15 protein-coding genes and 1 pseudogene are annotated in these 24,533 nt (G+C 69.8%); 4 read left to right on the forward strand and 12 right to left on the reverse strand.

The features are described from left to right. Positions 1-13: 13 nt before the first annotated feature. From FXO23_RS17180 to FXO23_RS17205, 6 genes are all read right to left on the reverse strand, one after another. Positions 14-9,484, reverse strand: coding sequence for a non-ribosomal peptide synthetase (locus tag FXO23_RS17180; RefSeq protein ID WP_158885988.1), 9,471 nt, complete (start codon positions 9,482-9,484; stop codon positions 14-16). A 131-nt stretch (positions 9,485-9,615) separates the two neighbouring features. After that, the gene (locus FXO23_RS17185) at positions 9,616-9,828 is read right to left on the reverse strand and encodes an MbtH family protein (RefSeq protein ID WP_158885990.1); all 213 of its coding nucleotides are present in this window, start codon (positions 9,826-9,828) and stop codon (positions 9,616-9,618) included. A gap of 108 nt (positions 9,829-9,936) precedes the next feature. Next, positions 9,937-10,839 carry an ArsR/SmtB family transcription factor gene (locus tag FXO23_RS17190; protein WP_158885992.1) on the reverse strand — a complete coding sequence of 301 codons (903 nt, stop codon included), beginning with the start codon at positions 10,837-10,839 and terminating at the stop codon, positions 9,937-9,939. Between the two features lie 12 nt (positions 10,840-10,851). Further along, positions 10,852-12,192, reverse strand: coding sequence for a serine hydrolase domain-containing protein (locus FXO23_RS17195; RefSeq protein ID WP_343034489.1), 1,341 nt, complete (start codon positions 12,190-12,192; stop codon positions 10,852-10,854). 504 nt (positions 12,193-12,696) lie between these two features. Continuing rightward, positions 12,697-13,194, reverse strand: coding sequence for a DUF3291 domain-containing protein (locus FXO23_RS17200; RefSeq protein WP_158885996.1), 498 nt, complete (start codon positions 13,192-13,194; stop codon positions 12,697-12,699). Positions 13,195-13,225: 31 nt separating this feature from the next. Then, positions 13,226-13,885 carry a helix-turn-helix transcriptional regulator gene (locus FXO23_RS17205; RefSeq protein WP_158885998.1) on the reverse strand — a complete coding sequence of 220 codons (660 nt, stop codon included), beginning with the start codon at positions 13,883-13,885 and terminating at the stop codon, positions 13,226-13,228. 748 nt (positions 13,886-14,633) lie between these two features. Here FXO23_RS17205 and FXO23_RS52680 point away from each other — a divergent pair. Then, the gene (locus FXO23_RS52680) at positions 14,634-14,837 is read left to right on the forward strand and encodes a hypothetical protein (protein WP_158886000.1); all 204 of its coding nucleotides are present in this window, start codon (positions 14,634-14,636) and stop codon (positions 14,835-14,837) included. Positions 14,838-15,073: 236 nt separating this feature from the next. Here the strand turns inward: FXO23_RS52680 and FXO23_RS17215 are convergent, their stop codons facing one another. Continuing rightward, a complete protein-coding gene (locus FXO23_RS17215; protein ID WP_158886002.1) occupies positions 15,074-16,366 on the reverse strand; it encodes a hypothetical protein in 1,293 nt (430 codons plus the stop codon). Beyond that, the gene (locus FXO23_RS17220) at positions 16,341-17,246 is read right to left on the reverse strand and encodes a hypothetical protein (protein WP_158886004.1); all 906 of its coding nucleotides are present in this window, start codon (positions 17,244-17,246) and stop codon (positions 16,341-16,343) included. The genes FXO23_RS17215 and FXO23_RS17220 overlap by 26 nt, the downstream gene beginning before the upstream one ends. Positions 17,247-17,392: 146 nt before the next feature. On the opposite strand from FXO23_RS17220, the gene FXO23_RS17225 reads away from it, so the two are divergent. The 3 genes from FXO23_RS17225 (at position 17,393) to FXO23_RS17235 (ending at position 21,086) form a co-directional block, all read left to right on the forward strand. Beyond that, positions 17,393-20,200 carry an AfsR/SARP family transcriptional regulator gene (locus FXO23_RS17225; RefSeq protein WP_218952071.1) on the forward strand — a complete coding sequence of 936 codons (2,808 nt, stop codon included), beginning with the start codon at positions 17,393-17,395 and terminating at the stop codon, positions 20,198-20,200. A gap of 183 nt (positions 20,201-20,383) precedes the next feature. Continuing rightward, positions 20,384-20,725, forward strand: a complete 342-nt coding sequence (locus tag FXO23_RS17230; RefSeq protein ID WP_158886006.1) for a terpene synthase family protein — start codon at positions 20,384-20,386, stop codon at positions 20,723-20,725. A 112-nt stretch (positions 20,726-20,837) separates the two neighbouring features. Further along, positions 20,838-21,086 (forward strand): hypothetical protein, encoded by a 249-nt coding sequence (locus FXO23_RS17235; protein ID WP_158886008.1) that lies wholly within the window; start codon positions 20,838-20,840, stop codon positions 21,084-21,086. A 9-nt stretch (positions 21,087-21,095) separates the two neighbouring features. Here FXO23_RS17235 and FXO23_RS17240 read toward each other — a convergent pair whose 3' ends face one another. The 4 genes and pseudogenes from FXO23_RS17240 to FXO23_RS51595 form a co-directional block, all read right to left on the reverse strand. Beyond that, on the reverse strand, positions 21,096-21,308 hold the full coding sequence (locus FXO23_RS17240; protein WP_179956800.1) for a hypothetical protein: 213 nt from the start codon (positions 21,306-21,308) through the stop codon (positions 21,096-21,098). 107 nt (positions 21,309-21,415) lie between these two features. Then, a complete protein-coding gene (locus tag FXO23_RS17245; protein WP_246257443.1) occupies positions 21,416-21,901 on the reverse strand; it encodes a bifunctional nuclease family protein in 486 nt (161 codons plus the stop codon). A 279-nt stretch (positions 21,902-22,180) separates the two neighbouring features. Then, positions 22,181-23,758: a DUF8189 domain-containing protein gene (locus FXO23_RS50765; protein ID WP_246257391.1), complete on the reverse strand. Its 1,578-nt coding sequence runs from the start codon at positions 23,756-23,758 to the stop codon at positions 22,181-22,183. A 592-nt stretch (positions 23,759-24,350) separates the two neighbouring features. Then, positions 24,351-24,496, reverse strand: a pseudogene (locus FXO23_RS51595) (IS256 family transposase); the annotation flags it as partial. Between the last annotated feature and the right edge of the window lie 37 nt (positions 24,497-24,533).

Raw genomic sequence — 24,533 nt, forward strand, 5'->3', positions numbered from 1 at the left:
CTCCCCCTTCTCCTCAGCCGCCGCCCGCGACCTGTTCCGCTGCTGCCAGTGCGCGCTCGATGTCGGCGAGCACCGCCTCCTCCACCACCTCCGCGAGCGCGGCGACGGTCGGCGCGTCGAAGATCACCCGGGGTGAGAGATTCACCTCGAATCCCGCCCGGATACCGGAAACCAGCCGGATCGACAGGATCGAATCCCCGCCGAGGGCGAAGAAGTCGTCCCGCACACCGACCCGCTCCACGCCGAGCACCTCGCCCCACAGCTCGGCCAGCCGTTCCTCGGTCGGGGTGCCCGGCGCCGCGTACTCGGTGTCCACCGCGGGCCGTCCGGCCGGGGCGGGCAGGGCCGCGCGGTCGACCTTCCCGGTGGGTGTCAGCGGCAGTTCCGGCAGCGTCACGAAGGCGGCGGGCACCAGGTACTCGGGCAACCGGTCGGCGAGGAACTCCCGTACCCGGGCCGGATCGCCGGAGCCGACGAGATACGCCACGAGCCGCCGGGCGCCCGGCCGGTCCTCGCGGACCGCGATCGCCGCCCGCGTCACGTCCGGATGCGTGACGAGCACCGACTCGATCTCGCCGGGTTCGACGCGGTGGCCCCGGATCTTCACCTGGTCGTCGACCCGGCCGAGGATCTCCAGCTGCCCGTCCGGCCGCCAGCGGGCCAGGTCGCCGGTCCGGTACATCCGGGCGCCCGGCGGTCCGAACGGGTCGGCCACGAACCGTTCCGCGGTCAGATCGGCCCGCCCGAGATAGTTGCGCGCCAGCCCGTCGCCGCCGATGTACCACTCCCCCGGCACCCCGGGCGGCACCGGATTCAGGTCACCGTCGAGGACGTGGCACCGGGTGTTGGGCAGCGGCGCGCCGACCGGAATGAGCGGACGGTCGTCGTGTTCGGGCACCAGGTAGGAGGTCGCGAACACCATGCTCTCCACCGGGCCGCAGCAGTGCGCGAGCCGGACTCCGGGGAACCGCGCGCGGGCCCGGCGAACGTGCTCGGGCGAGGCGGCCTCACCGCCGGTCGCCACCTGGCGCACCACCTCGAACACCCGCGGGTGTTCCTCGACGAGCACGTTGAACAGGCTCGCCGACAGCCACAGCGCGCTCACCTCGTGCTCCAGGACGAGCGAGACCACCAGGTCGAGGTCCAGGGCGTGCGCCGGGCACAGCACACTCGTGCCGCCGTGCAGCAGCGCGCCCCACAGTTCGAGCGCGGCCGCGTCCCAGGACACCGGCGAGTACTGCAGGAACACCTCGTCCGGGCCGAACTCGAAGTAGTCCGGGCCGAAGAAGGTGCGCACCATCGCGCGGTGCGGCGACTGCACTCCCTTGGGACGCCCGGTGGAGCCGGAGGTGAACATGACGCACGCGAGGTTGGCGGCCGAGGCGCCGCCCGCCGGCCGGTCGGCGGGCTGGGCGGCGACCTCGGTGTCGCGGTCGAGGCAGACCGCGACGCCCGCGTTCGCCGGCAGGCGGGCGAGCAGGTCCTGCTCGGTCAGCACCACACCGGCCGCGGTTTCGCCCAGGATCAGGGCGATCCGTTCGTCGGGGAACTGCGGATCCACCATCGCGTAGGCCGCGCCCGCCTTGAGCGTGGCGAGCATCGCGACCACCATGTCGAGGTTGCGGTGCGCGAACACCGCGACCACGTCGTCCGGTCGCACCCCCAGCCCGAGCAGGCGGTGCGCGAGCCGGTTCGCCCGCTCGTCCAGTTCCGCGTAGGTCATCCGGCGGCCTGCGCAGATCAGCGCGACCGCGTCCGGGGTCCGGTCGGCCTGTTCCTCGAACAGTTCGTGCACGCACCGCTCGGCGGGGTAGGCCAGCGCGGTGTCGTTCCAGGATTCGAGCAGGCTCCGGTCGGCTTCGGTCAGCAGGGACAGCCCGGCCAGGGTGCCGTCCGGGGCCGCCGCGATGCCTTCGAGCAGGGCGCTCAGCTGCCGGGCGAGCCGGTCGACCGTGGCGCGGTCGAAGCAGCGTTCGTCGTAGGCGAGGGTGAAGGAAAGCCGCTCGGCGCCGTAGAAGACGAGGTTCAGCGGGTAGTTGGTGGCGTCCGCGCCCCGCACCTCCCGGATTTCGAGCCCGTGGTCCTCGGCGGCCGCGTAGCGCACCGGGTAGTTCTCGAACACCACCAGGCTGTCGAACAGCTCCGCGCCGGGTTCCCGGCCACTCCAGTTCCGCAGCTGGGCGAGCGAGACGTGTTCGAACCGCCGCGCGTCCACCTGCCGCCGCTGCAGGTCCCGCAACCAGTCCAGCACCGGTTCGCGACCGTCCACTGTGGCCGCTACCGGCACGGTGTTGATGAACAGCCCGGGAATCTCGTCGACACCGGGCAGATCCGCTTCGCGGCCGGACACCGTGGCGCCGAAGCAGACCCGCTCGGCGCCGGAGTGCCGTGCCAGCAGCAACGCCCAGGCGCCCTGCACGATCACGTTGAGCGTCAGCCGGTGCGCCCTGGCGAACGTGTGCAGTTTCCGGCTCGCCGATTCGGAAAGCCGGGTGCGCGCCTGTTCGGTGCCGCGGGCGCGGTGGGCCTCGCCCGGGGCGCGGTCGTAGGGCAGCCCGGCCGGTTCCGGCAGGTCGGCGAGCACACCGCGCCAGTACTCCTCGGCGGCCGCGCCGGTGCGTGCTTCCTGAGCGGCGAGCCAGCCGACGTAGTCCGCGAACGGCCGCCGCGTCCGGAGCGTGGCCGGGCGGCCGGACAGTTCGGCGTGCGCGGCGAACAGGTCGGCCAGCACCTGCTGCACGCTCCAGCCGTCGAGCAGCACGTGGTGGAAGGTGAACACGACGTGCACGCTGGTCGCGGACAGCCGCGCGATCGCGATCCGCAGCAGCGGCGGCTCGGTGAGCGCCAACGGGATTCCGCGATCACGCGCCAGGAACTCGCGCAGCTCCCGCTCCGGCTCGGCCGTCCAGTCCAGGTAGGTGACCGGAACGTCGGCGGCGCGGTGCACCACCTGCAACGGCTCCGGCACCCCGCGCCAGCGCAGCGAGGTGCGCAGGATCCCCAGCCGGGAAACCACCCGGCGCCAGGCCGCGCCGAGGAGCTCCGGATCCGGTACGCCGTCGAGCGCGAAACTCACCTGCGCCAGGTAGAGGTCGTCCTCGGGTTCGGCGAGGCTGTGGAACAGCAGTCCGCTCTGCATCGGGGTCAGCGGGTAGATGTCCTCGACATCGCGCCCGTCGCCCGCGATCCGGTCCACCGCGTCCTGGTCGAGGCGGGCCAGCGGGAAGTCCGACGGGGTGCGGCCACCGGCCTCCGGGGCGCGGCAGTGCCGGATGATCGCGGTGAGCGCGTCGAGCACCTTGCGCGCGAAGTCCGTCATGGTTTCGGCGTGGTGGTGCTCGGCCGAGTAGGAACAGGTCAGTGCCAACCGTCCGGAGTGGACACCGGCGAGCACGTCGAGCAGGTGCGCCCGCTCGTGTCCCGGATGCTGGTCCAGCCCGAGGGCGAGCGTGCCGGAGTCGTAGAGCGTGCCGCCGTCGGTGACCGAGTCCCACTGGCCCAGGTAGTTGAAGCCGATCTGGGGTTCGCCGGGCAGCGCGGCCCCGGCGAGGTGGCGCAGGGCGCCGTGGCCGATGCCGCCACCGGGCACCGCGCGCACCTGTTCCTTGACCGACTTCAGCAGCGCACCGCGGTCGCCGGAATCCGGCACGGTGAGCAGAACCGGGGACAGCGACGTGAACCAGCCGACCGTCCGGGACGGATCCATCGGCTCGCGCTGCCAAGCGTGCTCGCGGCCGTGCCCTTCGACGTCGATCAGCACCCGATCGGACCCGGTCCACCCGGCGACGACCTCGGCCAGCGCGGCGAGCAGGACGTCGTTGATCCGGGTCCGGTAGACCGCGGGCACCTCGTGCAGCAACGCGTCGGTGTCCTCGCGGCCGAGTTCCACGGTGACCTTCTGCTCGGCGGAGACCGGCCCCGCGGAGCCGTTCCCGCCCAGGTCGAGCGGCAGCGGGCGCACGTCCGCGGCTCGCTGCCAGAATTCCAGTTCGCCGTCGAACGCGCCCGCTTCGGCGGCCGCGACCAGACCGTTCGCCCAGGCCTGGAACGAGGTGGTCCGGTCCGGAAGCCGCACCGGTTCGCCGCGCACCAGCTGCTCGTAGGCGGTGACCAGATCGGCGAGCAGGATCTGCCAGGACACCGCGTCCACGGCCAGGTGGTGGATGGTGAGCACCAGCTCGCGCCGGTCCGGCGAGCCGGGATCGAACAGGGCGGCGCGCAGCAGCGGGGGCCTCGCCAGATCGATCGACCGCTGCAGCGCGGCGATCCGCTCGGTCACCTCCGCGTCCCGCGCGCTCTCGTCCACTTCGGACAGCCGGTACCGGACGAACATCGGCGGGCCGGTCTCGGCCTGGATTTCCTGGCCGTCCTCGGTGTACCGCAGGCGCAGCGCGTCGTGGTGGCCGACGAGCGCGTTCAGCGCCCGCCGCAGGCAGTCCTCGTCGGCGTCGGCGCTCAACGTGACCCGCAGCCACTGGTTGAAGTGCTCGGGATGGTCGGGATGCCGGTCGAAGAACCACCGCTGGATCGGAGTCAGCGGCACCGGACCGGAGACCGGGCCCTGGTCGGCGTGCGCGCGGGGCGCGTCCGTCATCGCCGCCGCGAGTTCGGCGATGGTCTGGTGTTCGAACAGCAGCTTCGAGCTGAGCGTGAGACCGGCCTCGCGGGCCCGGGAGACCACCTGCAGGCTCAGGATCGAATCGCCGCCGAGGGTGAAGAAGTTGTCCGTGCTGCCCACCGAGGTCAGGCCGAGCACCTCGGCCCAGATCCGGGCCAGCTCGCGTTCGGCGCCGGGGCGCGGCTCGGTGTACTCGGTGTCCAGCGCGCCGCGGCCGGTCGGCGCCGGAAGCGCGGCCCGATCGAGCTTTCCGTTGCGGGTCAACGGAATCTCGTCGAGCAGGACGAAATCCGCGGGGACCAGGTAGTCCGGCAGCCGCGCGGCGGCGAGCGCGCGCAGCTCCGGCGGAGCGAGCCGAGCGTCCCCGGCGGGTACGACGTAGGCGGTCAGGCGCTTCACACCCGGCGCGTCTTCGCGCACCACGACGGCGGCCCGGCGCACCCGCTCGTCCGCGGCGAGCGCCGCTTCCACTTCACCGGGTTCGATCCGGAACCCGCGGACCTTGACCTGGTTGTCCGCCCGGCCCAGGAACTCCAGCAGGCCTTCGGCGGTCCAGCGGGCGAGGTCGCCGGTGCGGTAGACCCGCGATCCCGGCGGCCCGAACGGATCGGCGACGAACCGCTCGGCGGAGAGTTCGGCACGCAGGTAGCCGTGGGTCACCCCGGCACCGCCGATGTACAGCTCACCGGCGACCCCGGTCGGCACCGGGTTCAGCGCGGCATCCAGCACGTACATCCGGGTGTTCCGCAGCGGCGGCCCGATCGGCACCAGGGTCCGCTCTTCGGTGACGTCCTCGGCGCGGACCCGGTGGCACGCGCCGACGATCATGGTCTCCACCGGCCCGTAACCGTTGATCAGGCGCAGCTCCGGGAAGGTGCGGGCGACCCGGCGGATCTGCGCCATCCCGGCGACATCCCCGCCGAAGAGCACCTGGCGCACCTCACCGAACACCTCGAGGTGGCTTTCGGCCAGCGCGCTGAACAGCCCGGCGGCCAGGCACATCGTGGTCACCCCGTGCCGCCGCACCTCGGCGGCCAGCACGTCGGCGTCGATCGAACGGCCCGGGTAGAACACCAGCGCCGCCCCGTGCAACAGGGCCGACCACAGTTCCAGGGACAGCCCGTCCCAGGAGACGCCCATGCACTGCAGGATCACCTCCTCCGGGCCCAGTTCGAAGAAACCGGTGCCGCACAGGGCGTGCACGGTCGCGCGGTGCGGCGAGAGCACGCCCTTGGGAGTGCCGGTGGAGCCGGAGGTGAACAGCACGCAGGCCACGTCCTCGGCGGACACCGCGATGCCCGGCGCGTGGCCCGGCCGCGCTTCGACCGCCGCGCGCTCGTCGTCGAGCACGAGCAGGGGCGCCGGTCCCCCGGCGAAGTCGCCGACGTGGCGCCGGTGCGCCAGGAGCAGCACGGCACCGGCCTCGCGCAGCATGAACTCAGCACGTTCGCGGGGTTCGGCGGGGTCGAGCGGCAGGTACGCCGCGCCCGCCTTGAGCACGCCGAGCAGTTCGACCGGCAGGTCCAGGCCCCGCTCGGCGACGACGCCGACCACGTCCCCCGGCCGGACGCCGCGCGCGATCAGGTGGTGCGCGAGCCGGTTGGACCGGCGGTCGAGCTCACCGTAGCCGAGCCGTTCGCCGTCGTGGATCGCGGCGACCGAGTCCGGCGCGCGGCGGGCGTGCCGGGCGAACTGCTCGTGCAGCGGCGCGTCGAGCGGCTGCTCCCCGGCGGTGTCGTTGTTCGCCACCAGCAGCTTCCGCCGCTCCGGTGCGGCCAGCACCGGGAGCCGGGACAGCGGCAGTTCGGGTGTGCGGGTGGCCGAATCCAGCAGCGCCACCAGGTTCGCGGCCAGCCGCGCCATCGTCTCCGGTTGGAACAGGGCGGTGGGATAGCTGAGCGAACCCCGCAGCCCGCCGTCCTGCTCGGCGAATTCGAAGACCAGGTCGGTGATCGCGGAGACCTCGGGCAGTTCGGCGTTCTCGATCCGCACCTCACCGAGGTCCATTGTGGACGCCCACTCGTCCTGGACCACCACGACCGCCTGGAAAAGCGGGGTCCGGGCCGGGTCCCGCTCCGGGCCCACCGCGTCCACCAGCCGGTCGAACGGCACGTCCTGGTGGGCGAACGCCTCCAGCGCGGTGTCCTTGACCTGGGCCAGAAAGGCGTCGAACGGCAGCGCCGGGTCGGCCTGGGCGCGCAGCACGAGGGTGTTGATGAAGAAGCCGATCAGCGGTTCCGCCTCGGGGCGGTTGCGCCCGGCGGTGACCGTGCCGACCGCGAGGTCCTGCTGCCCGGTGTACCGGCTCAGCAGCGCCTGGGTCGCCGCGGTGAGCGCCATGAACAGGGTCACGTCGGCGCGGGAGGCCAGCCCCCGCAGCCGGGCGGTCAGCTCGGCCGGCACGGTGAACTCGTGCCGCACACCCGCGTACGTGCGGACCGGCGGGCGGGGATGGTCGAGCGGGAAGTCCAGCGCGGGCAACCCCTCGAGCCGGTCCCGCCAGTACGCCAGGTGCTCGCCGAGCGCCTCGTCCGTCCATTCGTCCCGCTGCCAGGCCGCGAAATCGGCGAACCCCACCGCCAGCTCGGGCAGGTTCGCCGCGTCCCCGCGGATCTCGGCGCGGTACAGCTCGGCCAGCTCCCCGGCCAGGATCCGCATCGACGCGCCGTCGGTGACGATGTGGTGCAGGGCGAAGACGAGCACGTGCTCGGTGTCGGCGCGGCGCACCAGCAGCGTGCGGAACACCGGGCCTTGCCGCAGATCGAACGGGCGCACCAGTTCGGCGTGGATCAGCCGGTCCCCGTCGCCGGCGCGGTCGCGCACGTCGATGGTGCGCAGGTCGACCGGCGCCGGCGGATGGATCCGCTGGCGTCCGCGGCCGTCGGCCGAGTCGAACGTGGTGCGCAGGGATTCGTGCCGGGCCACCAGCGCGTCCAGGGCGCGCCGCAGCGCCGCGTGGTCGAGTGCACCGGTGAACCGCAGGGCCCCGTTGACGTTGTACTCGTAGCTGTCCGGCTCGAATTCCTGGAGGAACCACAGGCGGTCCTGGGCCGGGGACAGCGGCAGATCGCCGTCCCGGGGCACCCGCCGGATCTCGGTGGCCGCGGTGCCGCGCAGCCCGTCGATGGCCGCGGCGAGGCCGGCGAGGGTGGGCGCGTCGAACAGGACCCGCGGGGACAGTTGCACGTCGAAGGCGCGCATGGCTTCCCGCAGGGTGCGCAGCGCGCGGAGGGAGTCGCCGCCGGAAGCGAAGAAGTGGTCTGCCGGCCCGATCCGGTCGACGCCGAGCACGTCCTGCCAGATCTCGGCGAGGCGCCGCTCGGTCGGGGTGCGCGGACCGGCGACGTGTTTGTCCACTGTGGACTTCGGTGGCGCGGGCAGGGCGGCGCGGTCGACCTTGCCGTGCGGGGTGAGCGGGAGTTCGGCGAGCGGGACGAACGCGGCGGGCATCATGTACTCGGGCAGGGTGGCGAGCAGGTGCTCGCGCAGCGCGTCCCGTTCCGGGGCGCTTCCGGCCGGGACGAAATAGGCCACGAGCTGCTTCTCACCCTGGTCCTCGCGGACCGACACCACGGCCTGCGCGACGCCCGGATGACCGGCCAGCACGGTCTCGATCTCGCCGAGCTCGATCCGGAAGCCGCGGATCTTCACCTGGTCGTCCACCCGGCCGGCGAACTCCAGCTCGCCATCCTGCCGCACCCGGACCAGGTCGCCGGTGCGGTACATCCGGGCGCCGGGCGCGCCGAAGGGGTCGGCGACGAACCGCTCGGCGGTGAGCGCGGACCGGTTCAGGTAACCGCGGGCCAGGCCGATCCCGGTGATGTACAACTCCCCGGCCGATCCCGGCGGCACCGGGCGCAGCCGCTCGTCCAGGACGTGGATTCCGGTTCCGCTGAGCGGGGCGCCCAGCGGCGGTGTGCTCGAACCGGAGAGCGGGCGGCTCACGCTCACGCACACCGTGGCCTCGGTCGGGCCGTAGCCGTTGACCATGGTCCGGCCGCGCGACCAGCGTTCGACGAGGTCCGGTGTGGACGCTTCACCGGCGACCATGACCGACATCCCGGCGGGCAGCGTTTCGGTCGGCACCGCGGCGAGCGCGGCCGGTGGGATCGTTCCGTGGGTCACCCGCTGCTCGGTGAGCAGGGTGGCCAGCGGTTCACCCGGGACGAGCCGTTCGGCCGGGGCGGTCACCAGGGTGCCGCCGACCGAGAACGGCGCGAAGATCTCCCAGACCGCCGCGTCGAAGCCGAGCGAGGCGAACTGCAGGGCCCGGCTGTTCGCGTCGAGGCCGAACCGCTCGTCCATGCGCCCGAAGATCGCGGCGCCGGAATGGGTGACCACCACGCCCTTGGGACGCCCGGTCGATCCCGAGGTGTAGATCAGGTAGGCCGCGTTGGCCGTGGACACCGGGCCGAGCCGGTCCGCGTCGGTCAGGTTCGTCTCGGGGTGCTCGCCCAGTTCGGTGGCCAGCTCGGGGGTGTCGAGCACCAGGCGCGGGACGTCCACCCCGGCGGGGATGGCGGATTCGGTGTCCCGCAGGCACAACGCGTAGGCCGGGCGGGCGTCGGCGAACAGGTAGGCGATGCGTTCGGCCGGGTAGGCGGTGTCCACCGGCAGGTACGCCGCCCCCGCCTTGAGCACCGCGAGCAGGCCCACGACGAAGTCCGGGCCGTGCGGCAGCACGAGTGCGACGAACCGTTCGGGACCTGCGCCGCGCCGGACCAGCGCCCGGGCCAGCCGGTTCGCCCGCGCGTTCAACTCGGCGTAGGAAAGGGAAAGGTCCTCGTGGACCAGGGCCGTAGCGTCGGGCGCACGGACCACCTGTGTTTCGAACACCGCCGCGAACGACGGTTCGGGATGCCGCACTCCACACCTCCTCAGAGCGAATGCGGGCAGCGAGAATCAGTCACCGAAATGCCGTATCCGCATCTCGGGAAACCGGCACGGTAAAGAGAAACCCAACCGGCGGAGAACAAAGACTTGAAACGGTATTACGATTACGGATTCGCCATGCGTTCGATCAGGCTCTTCGGGCGGAGATCAGTCCAGTTGGCGGTCACGTACTCCAGGCAGGCGGCACGATCCGCCTTGCCGTACGCCACTTCCCAGCCGTCCGGCACCTCCGCGAAAGCGGGCCACAGCGAGTGCTGGAACTCGGCGTTCACCAGCACCAGATAATCCCCGTCTGGATTTTCGAACGGGTTCGACACAGCATCCTCCCAGTCATCCCCAGTACCTTGACGGTGATTAACATGCTGGACTCACCCAGGAAACTCGTCAACGAACTTAAGCCACCGCGAAAACACCCCGGAAAGCCCTCAGTTCGAGACGAGCATGCGGCCCAGGGTGAGTTGTTCGCCCAATGCGGTCAGGTTGTGCAGAACGGTATTTCGGGAGCGCAGGGTGGTGATGAGGCCCGCGTCACGCAGCACACCGGTGTGCTGGCTGACCGCGGCGGCGGAGATTCCGAGCCTGCGGGCGAGTTCCCCGGTCGTGCAGCCGTCGCGAAGGGACTGGAGCACTTTCGCCCGGGTGCGGCCGACGAGCGCGCACAACGCTTCGTCGCCGGTGTCCACACCGGTCCAGAGGCCACCCGGGACCTCCGGGCTCGGTGCCGCGGAGACGATCAACGCGGGGCGGCCGCGGGACCGCACGCGCTCGATGAGCAGAGCGGGCTGCTCGAGCAGGAAGGCCGACGGGACGATGAGCAGTCCCTGCCGGTCGAGCCGGAACTCACCGGATTCCCCGCCGCGCACCTCCAGGATCGGCCAGTTCCACCGGATCCGGCTGTGCAGGCTGCGCAGGAACGATTCCAGCCCGGTCCCCGCCGCGCCGCGGGCCCGCGCCCGTTCCTCGCCGTCGAGATGTGCCAGGACCCTGGTCCAGTACGGTGCCACCACGGCCTCGCCGAACCGCTGGACCAATCCGGCCAACTGATCGGCGGTGAGACCGGTGGCGGCGAGGCGGCCGGGGTCCGGTTCGAGCCGTTCGTCCAGCAGCCACAACAGTTCCGGCACCGGGCGCAGCACTCCGGCCAGCGCGGAGATCGGCTGGTTCAGCTCGCCGAGCTGGCCGCGGACCCGCCGCCGCCAGTCGGTGATCGCCCGCCCGCGGCCGTACAGGTAGGCGTCCAGGGCGAAGATCGACTCGGTCTCCGGGCCCAGGGTCTTGAGCCGGTCGATCCGGACCACGTCCTCGAGTTCGAAGTAGATCTTCCGCATGATTCGCGCGTCCTATCTCGCCGCCCGCTCGTTCCGCCGCGCTATCCGGCCGCTGAACTGGATCGCGCTGACCCGGCCCTCGGAATCGCGGAGGAACCGGCCGATATGCGGTGCCGCTCCGAGATCGCCGTCGGGCCGAACGCCGAACACGTCCTCGCGCCCGGGCATCAGCACGGCGGCGAAACCGGTCCCGTCCTCGAGCTGGAGCCCGCCGGTCCCGCGCGCGCGGACCGAGAAGCAGGTCGTGTCGTTTCGGTAGTCACCGGCGAACTCGTCGAGGTCGGCCCCCGGGGCAGGTTCGACGGCGGCGGGCTCGTAGGTGCCCACCTCCAACTCCGCGACGATTTCGGCCCACAGGTCGAGCCCGGTCGAGGCGTTGGTCACCAGGGCGAGCGCGGTCCGCGTTTCCGGGTGGAAGCGCAACGAACAGGTCGTCCCGGCCAGCGTGCCGTCGTGCCCGGCCCAGCGGCCGCCCGGCCCCTCGTACACGCCCCAGCCCAGGCCCCAGCCGTCGGCGATGCCGAACGGTTCGGCCTCCACCGGGCGCCGCATGAGCGCGGCGAGGTCGTCGGGCACCAGGTCGCCATCGAGATGGGCCAGGGCGAACGCGACCAGATCCGCACTCGTCCCGACAAGCCCGCCCGCCGGCGCCCACCCCGCCGGCAGCAACGGTTCGACCTCCCGGGCCACGCCACCGGTGACCACATGCGGCACCGCCATCCGCCGCGCGACAACGGGGTCGCCGAGGCGCGCGACGGCGAGCCCGAGCGGACCGTTCACGAAGGAATCCACCGCATCCCACCAGTCCAGCCCGGCGATCCGCTCGACGAGATGGCCCACGAGCACGTAACCGGTGTTGGAGTAGGAAAAGGAATCCCCGGGCACGCCCACGTCACCGAGATCGCGAACGGCCAGCGCGTACCGGTGCGGGACACCCGCGCCCTCGTCTTCGGGTTCGTGGTCGGAGACGAGGCCGCCGGTGTGGCTGAGCACCTGGCGCAGGGTCACCTCTCGTGGCGCGCGAGCGCGGGAAGCCGCCAGTTCGGGCAGATACTCCGAAAGGGGCGCGTCGAGCGCGAGGTCGCCGTCGGCGACGAGTTGCATGGCCACCGTCGCGGTGAAGCACTTGCTCACCGAGCCGAGCGGGAACGGCGTGCCCGGACGCACCGGCGCCCCGGCGACTCGCTCCCCGGTCACCACCGTCGTCGTTTCTCCGGACCGGTGCAACGTCAGCTGCGCCCCGGGAACGTGACATTTCCCGGCAATCTGTTTCAAAAGACGGCAAAGCCGGTCATCATTCCCATCTCCGCTGGATTGGCGAGACATCATGGCGCGATGGTCAAACGACCGCATACACGTCCCATACAAATGTGTGCGCAGCACAGGACGACCCTTACTTTCCGGAATTCCGGAAAGATTCCACGTTGCATGTCACGCCGGCGGGACAACACATCCAATTTCCGGAACAACATGACAAACAAGGCGCAGCCACCGGACGTCACAGTGACCACGCCCACAACCGGGCGCCCATCTCAAGAGACACGATCGACCGGAAGCGCCGTCATGACGAATGAACTGAACCCCAGTCGGTTCCGCGCGAATACGGGATAACCACCCTATTCCGGCAAACAACGCACGGAACCACCGTGGAACTCCTTACAAGCGACAGCGGGGTACGGCAAAGATCTGAGGATGCCGGCCACTAGATCAGCAAAGACCGGCGGCGCACGGCACCTCGTCACGGTGGAGTTGCCCAGCCGCTCGTAGTGCACCTCACTGCGAAGACCACGACTCGGAGCCGGAACCCCTGCCCCGGACGTCGTACATGGCGATGGCGGCGCCCGGCCGGTGATCTGCCTACGTTTTGACTGCGGCCGCCGCCGGCCGCCACCGCGCCGAGGCGGCTTCCTCAGGCAGGTAGGCGTCCCTGAAACCGAAGGCAATGGACGAGGGGCCCTGCTCGCGTAGCAGTTCCAGACGCTCGACGGCCTCCTCGACGGTGGGGATGTGCCCGGCGGGGATCCACCACATCACCTGGAACGGCGCCTTCGGCAACTGGAACCACTCCGCACGACGGCGCAGCACGTCCAGGTGACCGCTGCGATAGACATAGTCCCACAAGGCGTCTCGGCTCTCCCAGACCGACATGTTCACCAGGACCTCGTCGCCCAGCGACGTTCGGATCCCGGTGGCGTCGTTGCCCCCGTCCTCCACCAGCCGCCAGACGAAGCCGGGCGCGTTGTCGGCGACCTCGTTCAGCGTGTCGAGCATGGACGTGAAGCCGTGCATGCGGACGTCATCAAGGGGGAATTTCAAGGTGCCCACGTTGAGCTGGGCGAGGTGATATCCCGTCATGCCCTCACCTCACCATCGCGACCTCTCTATGTCAATCACCATTATTTTTAGAACGTTCGACAACGACGCAGCACAGCCCCGGGCGCGGGTCCATGCGGGCCCGCAGCCCTTCGGCGCCCTCCACAAGCCCTTCCAGCAGCGCCAGGTTCATGCCGCACACCAACGCCGGATGCCGCTCGGAGAGGACATGGAAGGGACAGTTGGCCATGCGCAGGACACCCCCGTCGGCGTCCATGCGAGGCTCGTAGCCGCGAGCGGCCAGCAGGGCCTTCGCCGCGGCGAGACCTTCGACCGGCCCGGCGGCGGCGCGAGCGGCCCGCCCCTCCCGCCGGGCGGCGGCCTGCAACTCGGTGTCCAGCCGAGCGACCTCCACCACCTCGGCCAGCAGGTCGGCGGCGACGCGGTAGTCGCGCGCCGGGACCGAGAACTGGTGCTCGGCACCGGACCGGCGGTAGAGCTTGGCCGGCCGCCCGGCACCCGGGCCCGAACGCCCGCTCAGACGCCTGCTTTCGGTCTCCAGCAGCCCCGCGTCCACGAGCTTGTCGAGATGGAAGGCAGCGAGCGTGCGCTGGATCCCAGCGCCCTCAGCCGCCTCATTCCGGCTCACCTCATGGTCCTGGGCGGCCACGTAGTCATACAGCCGCCGCCGGACGGGATCCTGCAGAACGGCGATCGCCTCGATGTCCTCCACGCGGCCATTCTAAGAACAACGGAAACTCTCGTTAGAAGGCGCGTCTGGCACGAGCCTGACCGCGGTCAGCCCATCCGCTCCGTCTCTCCCCCACCTGCTCCGTCGACGCTGTGCCTATTCCAGGCATCGTCATCACCCCTGACGCCTGCCTTCCAAGGGAAGTCCGGCGATGTCCAGGGCGCGGACCATGCCGACCGGTCTGGGCAGGGTAAACGAGTTCGCGAACACCGCCTTCACGTTGAGATGGCGCAGACCGATACCGTCCGCAGCAAGTTCGTGGACTATCGGGAAACTTACTTTGGGAGGATGTTCTCCCGCGTGAAATACGCCGCCGCTGGAAATGGTCGGCGGAGCCGGTCGCGGTCAAGCCCCGTTCGACGACGATGCTCACTTCTCGGGCCGCCAGGCGCGGCACCTCACCCGCGGTCGTCACCCGGAGGGGTGTTTCGGCGCCGGTTGCCGCTCAACCGACGTATCACTCGTGCGTGGAGGCGCATCGGGCCCGAGACCACTCGCCGTGATGAGGTGTTCGACCTGGCGAACCTAGACGGCCGTACCAAACTGGAAAAGATCTTGGCATGATCGCTGCAAGTTGTCATTTCTTCGTGTTGGGTTCTCGTCCCTTCCTCCGTCCGCGCCCGTTGGGAAACCTTCGTTCGCGGTATTGCGTATTTGCCTGCGCGGGAGCAGCGGGTATGTATGTTCACGAGCAGATGCACGAGACGTGGGCAGAAGGGCGGATCGTCGGATGGCGAATGGGGAGTGGTCCATCGCAGGCCGGGATCTGGATGGTCGAAAGCGACCGGTTTCGGTAGTGGTTTGGGGAGAACGAGTTGTCGTGGCTTCGGCGGGCGAGTACGCGGTGCTGTCCCCACTGGAGGTGGGACGGTTGCGTGCGGCATTGCGGGACGCGGCGCTGACCGCGGCCGGTGAGGAACCGCCGCGGGCATAGGCGCATTACTTCTGACTTCGCCGAAAGACATTGATACAGGTGGATGGGACCGGCCAAGCCGGAGAATTGAGAGAAGGGCCAAGCGGACACGAAAACCTGCCCTCGTCAACTGCATCGGTCCCGGACTGTTCCACCCAGCGGCAGGACGCTGCGTCGGCCGGGCAACGCCGCCGACGATCGTCGTGGACGGGCGCCACCAGTCGGGCGCCCGTCCACGCCGGTGCTTCTCGGCCGGGTCAGGCCGGGAGGCTCTGCTTCTTCAGCGCCGCCTTGTACTGGGCGTTCTTGGGCTTGGCGGCGTGCTTGCCCTTCGGAGTGGAGACCGACTTCTTGTCCGCGATGAGCGCGTCACGAGCCCGGTCCAACTTGGCCCGGTCGCTCTTCGACATCGGTTTGCCGGCGGTTCTGGTGGTGTGCTTGCCGGTCGGCGTCGAAACGGACTTCTTGCCGGCGATCAAGGCGTCGCGAGCTTTGTCCAATTTGGCCTGCCGTGCCTTGGCGCGCAGCTTCTGGACCCGGTCCGCCACGCAGGTCTCGTAACCGCCGCAATCCCGCCGGGCCTGCCGGTACAGCGGATCGGAACTGGACCTGTTCGCGGCCTCCTGCACGGCCTTCAGCCTGGCATCGAGCTTCTTCTGGAATTCGATCAGCTTGGGCGCGATGTCCCTCGTGGCGCCCTGGGTGAATCCCTTGGAGGTGTCGAAGCCGCGACCGAGTGTCTCGAGCGGGTTGTCGTCCTTGATCTGGTGGTAGTCGTTGATGATCCGCTGGCGCAGTGCCGGATCGCGCAGCGCTTTCTCCAGCAGCTTCCGGTGTTCGGCATCGACATGTCCTTGGTATGCCTGGCCGAGCAGTTCGCCGATGAGCTCCGCAGCTCCGGTCCTGGAACCAGCACGCTTGCCGACCGGCACCTTGATCGTGGTCTTCCCGGGTGGTGTGACCCCCCGCTTCGGGGTCGGCGTGCCCTTGCCCGTGGTGGTTTTCTTCCCGGTGGCGGGCGGGTTCGTCGGAGTGGCCTGCGCCCCGGTGGATCCGGGGTCTTTCGGCCCTTTCGAGGGGCGAACCTGCTGCCCGGGATCGTCGGGATCCTTTCCGTCTCCCCCCTTCTTGCGCTTGAACTTGCCTTTCACCGTGTCCCAGTCCTTCTTCAGCTGGGGCAGGCCTTCGAGCGCCCAGCCGTAGCGGACCATCCAGGAGGCGGTCGGGTTGCCCGTCCACTTCTCGGCGAGTCCCTTGATCCCCTGCAGACCTTTGCGGTTCAGGAACTCGTCGAACCGAACGGCGTGCTTGAGCCGCTGCTCCTGGTACCACCGCCAGAATTCGCGGGCCTTCCCACCACCGGGGTCCTCGCCCGACGCCGAAGGGGGCGGTGTCGGATCGGCGATCGCGACCGCCTCGACGACGGAGGAAACCCCGCCGAAGGCCACTGCCGTCGCCACCGCCAGGGCCGGCACTCGCATACCCGCCGCGCGCAACCGCCGCCGCGCTTCGTCGAGTGGTGTCTCAGAAGCCGTTGCCTTGGAAGCCATTGACCGTGGTCACCTCCTCATGCGACACATCCATCGGTTCCTCCTGCGTGCTCGGCGCGATCGCCGCGGGCTTCTCGTGCGTGCCCGCCTTCTCCCTCGAAGGCGACCGTTCTTCCGCTCTTTCCTTGTCTGGCTCCGGCTTCTTCCGCTGCGCCATCATTGGTTCGGCGAGCTGGTACTCCCCCACCACCGCCGGACCGGGATAGCCGATCGCTGGTTCCCGCTCGCGTCCGGGCGCGGAGGGCTCCGGCTCAACGGCAACCGGCTCGGGCGCCGCCATGGTGGCCGCGGCAGCCGGTGCGGTCTCCGCCGTCGTGGTCAGGGCTTCGGCGCTCGCGAGCGGTGGGCCGGTTTCCACTTCCGCCTGGTTCGCCACCGGTTCCACCCGCACCCCCAGCGCGGCTGAAACCGGCGGAACTCGCACGTCCACCGCGCTCGGGACCGCCGCGAACGGCGCATCGACCGGTCCGGAACTCGTTTCGGACGGGAACGCGACCGAGGCGACCGCGCGCTCCCGGGCGGGGAGGAGCCAAGCGAGGGGCGCCTGAGCCGGAGCGGGCGGCGCGGGTGGAACCGGCGGGGCTTCGCTGACCGGTGCGGCCTCCGGAACGGTCGGCGGCGTCTCCGGGACGGTCGGCGGCGCGGCCTCTTGCGCGGCCGGGTGGTATCCCTGTTCGGCCAGGTACTGATCGAGCAGTTCCTTGAACTCCGCCGGCAGCGTGGTCTGACCGGTCGCGAGCGCGGGCGGCCGGTCGTCACCACCGCCGGTGATCACCGCCGCCCCCACCGCTCCCACGGTCAGCCCACCGGCGAATCCCGCCCAGATCCAGATCTTCTTCGGCGTCCGGCGTCTGAGCCGGGTCATTTGACGTCGTGGCATCACACCTTCTTTCGCGCGATTCGCCGCGGTCGCGCCCCTTCCGGCGGCCGGCGCCGCGGTATGGGGGGCGACGATAAGAACTCCGGTATGCAACGAACCTTGCGATTGACCTTGAATCCGCAAGTCAAACCGGCTATATCCGGCGGGTGGAGTTCCAACTTCTGGGTGAGGTCGAAGCCCGTGTCGACGGCGAGTTCGTCGAACTCGGCCATGCCCGTCAACGGTGCGTGCTGGTGGCGCTGCTGGCCGATGCGAACACGAGTGTTCCGGCGGACGAGCTGCTGGAACGGGTTTGGGCCGATCGGCCTCCGGCGCGCGGCCGCGACACGCTCTACAGTTACGTGTCCCGCTTGCGCCGGGCCCTGTCCGCTGCCGACGGCGTCAACATCGGCAAGCAGGCCGGGGGCTACGTGCTGCGACTCGACCCGGACACCGTGGATCTGCACCTGTTCCAGCGGTACCTGGCGCAGGCACGGACGGCCGAGGACCCGCGCGCCCAGGTCCTGCTGGAACGGGCGCTGGGACTGTGGCGCGGGGAGGCCTTCGCCGGACTGGACACTCCCTGGGTGAACAGCCTGCGGGCGCGGGTGGAGCAGGCGCGGCACACTGCCGAGATCGACCTCGTCGACCTCAAGCTGCGTGCGGGGCGGCACGCGGAAATACTCGGGGAACTGGCCACGCAGGTGTCCCGGCATCCCTTCAACGAGCGGCTGGCAAGCCAGTACCTGCTTGCCCTGTACCGCAGCGGCCGCCAGCGCGACGCGCTGGCGCACTACCAGCAGGTGCGGCGCCTGCTCGCCGAAGAGCTCGGCGCCGACCCCGGTCCCCTGCTGCGGGAAACGCACCGGCGCATCCTCACCGCCGATTCCGCGCTCGCCCCGCCGGCCCCGGCCCCGCCGGTCGTGGTGCCGCGTCAGCTACCGGCGCCGCCGGCGACCTTCGTCGCCAGGGCCGGTGCACTCGCGGAACTCGACAAGATCGCGCAGGCGGCGGCGGGCACGGTGGCGATCTCGGCCATCGGCGGGCCCGGCGGGATCGGCAAGACCTGGCTGGCCCTGCACTGGGCACACCGCAACCTCGATCGCTTCCCCGACGGGCAGCTCTACGTCGATCTGCGCGGTTTCGATCCGGCCGGGGAACCACTGCCCCCGGAAGCGGCCCTCCGCGGATTCCTGGACGCGCTCGGCGCCGAGCCCGGCTCGATTCCGGCGACCCCGCACGCCCAAGCCGGGCTGTACCGCAGCCTGGTCGCGACCAGGAGCCTGCTGATCGTGCTGGACAACGCCCACGACACCGGCCAGATCCTTCCCCTGCTCCCCGGTAGCCCCACCTGCACCGTCCTGGTGACCAGCCGCCGAGAACTCGGTGACCTCGCGGCCACCCACGGCGCGCATCCCCTGATCCTGGACGGACTCGACGAGGTGGAGTCCCGCGAGTTGCTCACCGGCCACCTCGGGCACGATCGGACCGCGGCCGAACCTCAGGTCGTCACCGAACTGATCGAGCTGTGCGAGGGAATCCCGCTCGCCCTGAGCATCGCGGCCGCCCGCGCCGCCGCCCGGCCCGCGTTTCCCCTCGCGGTCGTCGCGGAGGAACTTCGCGATACCGCAAGCCGCCTGGACGCACTGGACACCGGCGGCCTCACCGGCAGCATGCGGGCGGTGTTCGCCGCCTCCTACCGGAACCTCTCGCCCCGGGCCGCCGAGGTGTTCACCCTGCTCGCACACGCCTACGGCCCCGATGTCAGCCGCGCCGCGGTCGCCTCGCTCAGCGGCCTGCCCGCCCCCGACGTCCCGCTCGTGCTGCGCGAACTCCGCACCGCTCACCTCGTCCAGGAAGACGTACCCGGGCGTTATCGCATGCACGATCTGCTGCGCCTCTACGCCGGCGAACAGGCAGCCCGGAGCGGAGACGAGGACACCCGGCAAGCCGCCGCGCGGCGGTTGGCCGACTTCTACCTGCACACCGCCCACGCGGCCGAACGGCTTCTCCACCCGCACCGCATGCGAATCGAACTCGGCGAACCCGGTACCGGCTGCCAGCCCCTGCATCCACGGGACGAGACCGCGGCGCTGGCGTGGCTGGCCGCGGAGCACGCCAACGTCCTTGCCGCCCAACGGCTGGCGATTCACCACGGCTGGCACGACGCGGTCTGGCGAATCGCCTGGACGTTGGACACCTTCCATCGCCGGCAGGGTTACTCGCACCACCAGCTCCGCGCCTGGCGTGCGGGGCTGGCGGCCACCGAGTGCCTCGACGATCCCGCCGCCCAGATCCTCGCCCACCGCAACCTCGGCATCGCCTTCATTCGTGCCGATCAACACGATCAGGCGGTGGACAATCTCGAACGGGCGATGGCACTGGCCGGGCGGGTGGGAGATGTCGAAGCTCAGGCCCACACCCTCCTGGTCCTCGCGTACGCGTGGGAATGCCGCGGGGACAACCGCCGAGCGCTGGACCAGGCCACGCGCGCCCTTCCGTTGTTCCAGACCCTCGGCAATCCGGTGTGGGAGGCTCAAGCACACAACCAGGTCGGGAAATACTCCACCGATACCGGTGAATACGAGCAAGGTCGGATCCATGCCGACCTCGCCCTCACCCTGTTCCGCCGGCACTCCGACCGCGACGGCGAGGCCGATGCCCTGTCCTCCCTGGGCCAGTTGGCCCAGGGCGAAGGCGAGCACCTTCGAGCCCTCGATCACTTCCGGCAGGCGCTCCGCATCCATCGCGACCTCGGGCACAGCTACGCCGAAGCCGACACCCTCGACCGCCTTGCCCGGACCCACGCCGCTCTCGGCCAGAACCGCACGGCGCGGCAGCTCTGGAAACAGGCCCTCGCGCTGTACGACGACCAGAACCGCACCCGCGAAGTCGAGCAGGTCCAAGCGCGGCTCACGGAAACACCGCCCGATGCCAAGGACGATTCGCCTGAGTGCCAACGGGGTCGCCCGTAGTCGGCGGCGCCCCCTTCTTCGGCGTCTGGTACTTCGTCATCGACGATAGGCACTTTTCCCCGAATTCCGACATCATGCACGCTGCGGAAGTGGTGGGGCAGGTCCTCGGCACCATGCGCAAACAGTCCGCTCGCCGCGCGGCAGCCCCGCTGAACGAGGACCACTACCTGGCGGTCCGGATCGATGACGTGGGCGCCTACACCACCTGGCCGGTCATCGAGATGTGCTCGCAGGCTTGGCCCCGCGGCCCAAGCCTTCCTGGAAAGCGCCGACATCGTCATCGCCCTCGACAACGACATCTACTCCTACCGCAAGGAGAGCGAAGAAGGGGCTGCGCCACAACCGCAAATATCACTGGAAGATGCCGTCGCCGAAACCGTCGTGGTGCGCGACCGAATCTCTTCGCTGTTTCTGCGCCGGTACGACAAACTCCGCCCCACCGCCAGCGAACCCATGCGCTACCTGCACAACCTTGACCCGCAGATACCCTATCCCAACATAGCCTGGTGGTGGAACCACGGCTGAAACCCACGCTACGCTCTACGCCGGGCTGAGGAAATCAGAAGTACGTTTGGACTCCTTGGGATTCATCCGATTCGGGTGTCCAGTCCGACGGCGGGGACGCCGAGAGGGAGATATGACCAGGATACTGACCGGCGCGGCGGCCGTCCTGGCGTCGCTGCTAGTGGGCGCTGGTGCCGCACACGCCGAAACTCAACCGGAAGCCGAGCCGTCTCGGAACAACATCGACATCCCGCTGTTCGATCATTCCTTGCGCCTGGTGAGCTTCGACGAAAGCACCGTGCTTTTCGAAGACTTCCTGCCTGCGCTGGAACGCGCGACGCGGCTACTCCAGGGCGGTAAGGCACCGCAGGCCAGCACCTGACTGGTTCAACTAGTCGAGCCGCTGCTTCAGCAGTTCCTTGGCCTGTTCCGCGCCCTTACGGCTTTCGTTCTGCGCACGCCGGAAGAAACCCGCCAGCTCACGGTCGCCGTCCCGCTCGGCGTCCTGAATGTAGCTCTCCAGCCGCAACGCGTTGCTCAGACAGGCCTCGGCGAACCAGATGATGTTGTAGTTCTTGTCCTTGGTCCCGGTCACCTGACCCATTTCGGTGGTCGACACGGCTCCTCCTTCACTCCTGGTGGCCCGTGGGTACCCCGAATCGCCGCGATCAATCACCCCAAGCCAGGCTCGACCACGATGCCACCTCGGCGTCAGCCGGGAGGGCCGCGGAAGTCTTCGGGCGACGCCTCGTCGAGGAAGGCGCGGAATTCCTCGACCGTGTGTTCCTGGTCCTGGAAGGTCAGGGAGGAGCCTTCGATTTCCGAATCGTCGGAAACCTCAAGGTCCACCGAAGCTTCGTCGAGCACCCCGTTGTCGACCTCCACCGGCACGCCGGTGCGAAGGGCGATCGCGATCGCGTCGCTCGGCCGCGCGCTGATCCTCAGACGGTCGTCCACGACCAGGTCAGCGACGAAAATGCCCTCCCGCAGATCGGTCACCTCCACTCGGCTGACCGCGTGCCCCAATTTGTCGATCACCAGGCCGACCAAGTCCACCGTGCTCGGCCGTGCCGGTTCGACCTTCTCCAAAAGGGCGACCAGCACTTCGGCTTCAGGCACACCGATGACGATGGGCAGCCATCGCCGGGAATCCACGGTTTCTCTGAGCAACATCACGGGGGCCGCATCCGGCGACATCACCGCCACACCGTGCAAACGCACTGGGACCATATCCCCACCGTACTCCCGCCGCGCCGAGCGGAACTCGACCGTGAATCTTCATCGCTCCAGAACAATCACCCATCCAGGGCTGCCGGGACCGCTCTTCCACCTCGAGCGGCCAGGCCGGTTCGCCAGCCTTCCCCACCATCGAGAACACCATTACCCAGATCAGCACGGAAAGATAAACCCAAACGGCGGTTTGATCGAGAAGTTGTTGCAATCGGCCCGCCCGCCTCCGGCCACGCTTGGCCGCGTTCAGCTGGTGAGGCGGGTCCATCCGGTCCAGGTATCACCCGGCCAGGCTTGCGCGGCGGTGTACAGGTGGTGATCGGCGGCCAGGGCGTAGAGGACAAGCGCACTTCCCGCAGCCGATACCGACACCGAACCGGCGAGGTTGCCGCCGAGGCCGCTCCAGGCGGACCAGGGGCCGCCTGGTTGGGTTTGCGCCGTGGTGTGGGCCTGCTGGTCGACCCCGGTCGCGAAAACCGTCAGAGCTCCGTTGCCGGCGGTGACCGCCGTCGGTGTCCCGGTCAAGTCACCGCCGAAGCTGGACCAGCCGGTCCACGGGCCGCCGGAGGGTTGCTGGGAGGTCAGGTAAGCGTGGTGGTCGCTTCCTACCGCGTAGAGGCATACGGCGCCGTTCACGCCGACCGCCACGGAGGGGTCGTGGGCGAAAGCGCCACCCAGGGCGGTCCATCCGGCCCATTCGCCCTCGGGTTTGGCCTGAGACGTGGTGTGCACCTGGCCGTCCGCACCGCGAGCGTAGACGGACAGGCCTCCGTGGGCGGCGGCCCATACCGCGGGCGTGCCCACGAGGTTGCCGCCGAGTTTGGTCCAGCCGCTCCAGGCGCCCTGGGGCTCGGCTTGGCCGGCGGTGCTCAGTTGACCGTCGGCACCGACCGCGAACAGCTTGATCGCGCCAGTTGAGTCGCGCACCACCGCTGGGTCACCGGCCAGCGCACCGCCGAGACTCGACCAGCCGGACCAGGCGCCGCCGGGTTGCGACTGTCCCGATGTCCACATCTCGTTGTTCGTTCCGCGGGCGAACACCGACACCTTGCCTGCGAGGTCCCGGACGGCAGTGGGTTCGCCCGCGAGGCTGCCACCGAGGCTCGACCAGCCCGACCAACCGCCGCCGGCCTGGGATTGTCCGGCCGTGACGATCTCCCCCGACGGTGCCCTGGCGAAAGCCGACACCGCGCCGTCGTCGGCGGCGATTACGTCCGCGCCGCGGAAGGGAGGTGCGGCGGGCGCGTCCGGGGTGTTGTAGCGGTAGAGATTTCCGTTGCGCATCAAGGCCGTGACCTTGCCCGCGTATCCGGGGTCGGTCGCGTAGTGCTTGCCCACTTCGACGATGAACCGGTCGGGGTCCCCGGTGAACGCGAGCGCCGGTGCGTAGAGAGTGCTGGTGGTCAGGAGCCTGCCGTAGTCGCGGAAGGAATCCGTCATCGACGCGTACACGCGGAAATGCGCGACCACGGGGTGGCATTGCGGATCGCATTCGGTCGTCTCGTATTGGTGGCAACCGGTCGCGATCGGTCCGGGGGTGTTCGGGTCGGTGCACTTGAATCCGAAATAGTTGTGGTCGTCGACGCTGAGCTTGCTACGCCCCCAGTTCGACTCGAGCGCCGACTGTCCCACCGTGACCGACGCGGGGATCCGGTACTGGGCCAGCACCGCTTGCGCTGCCGGTCCCGCTTGCCCCACATAGCCGTCATGCGCGCCCGAGACCGAGTCCGCCAATGCCGCCGCACGACTCTGCTGCTGGAAAGACTGGTCCACCGTGGCCTCCACCACGGCGTCCGCCGCGGGGACCGGCGCGGCCGTCGCCACGACCAGCGCGATCCCGAACGACACCACCCGATCTCGCCACGAAGAAGCGGCTTTCGGTGACGGCGAGAAGAATCCGACGCGGATCGAAGACTCCTCTCTCCGGGGGTTCACGGATCCGTGGTGAACCGCACAACGAACGGGAGGACGATCTCCCGGGAAATCCAATCTTCTCCTACGCTCCCCTACCTCGAGCCAGTTCTCCGCGGAATTAGCCTGGGAGAGGGAATCGGGTGCTGGGCCGGGGCGCCGATTCCGACACGATTGTGTGGCCGCGCTGGTCGCCAGTTCGCGCCTTCGACAGGCTACCCTCCGCTGGAGCGGAACTGAGCTGCGATCGCCCGCCCAGCCCCGTGGCGGTCCCCTCGCAGGGAGGGGGCCGCCACGGGCACAACTCCCGGGCCCTCCTCCCCTGGCCAGGCCCGGGGGTTCGTGCTGCACGGATTCCGGAAGGGACTGCGGCCATGCCCGATCGCTTCCATCCCCTTCCCGGATCAACCCACACGGCGCCGGTCTTCGCGTCAGGGCTCGAGGGCTCCTGTTGGGGACACCCGCCAAGGGGACCCGCAACGCGAACGGTGTTTCGGCGTGTTGATCAGTAAGGCTCGGTGCCCGGCCAGCGGTCACCGAATGTGATGGAGAACGTGTTGATGATCGGCCTCCAGTGCGTCATCCCTCGTGCCGCCCCGGTCCCGGTAGGGCCGGGCTGCGGGTTACAAGATACAGGCATTTCATGCCGCTTGTTCGATGGTTCGTCTCGCCTGTGCCCGTTTCCCGC

The organism is Amycolatopsis anabasis, from assembly GCF_009765355.1.
In the GTDB taxonomy this organism is placed as follows: domain Bacteria; phylum Actinomycetota; class Actinomycetes; order Mycobacteriales; family Pseudonocardiaceae; genus Amycolatopsis; species Amycolatopsis anabasis.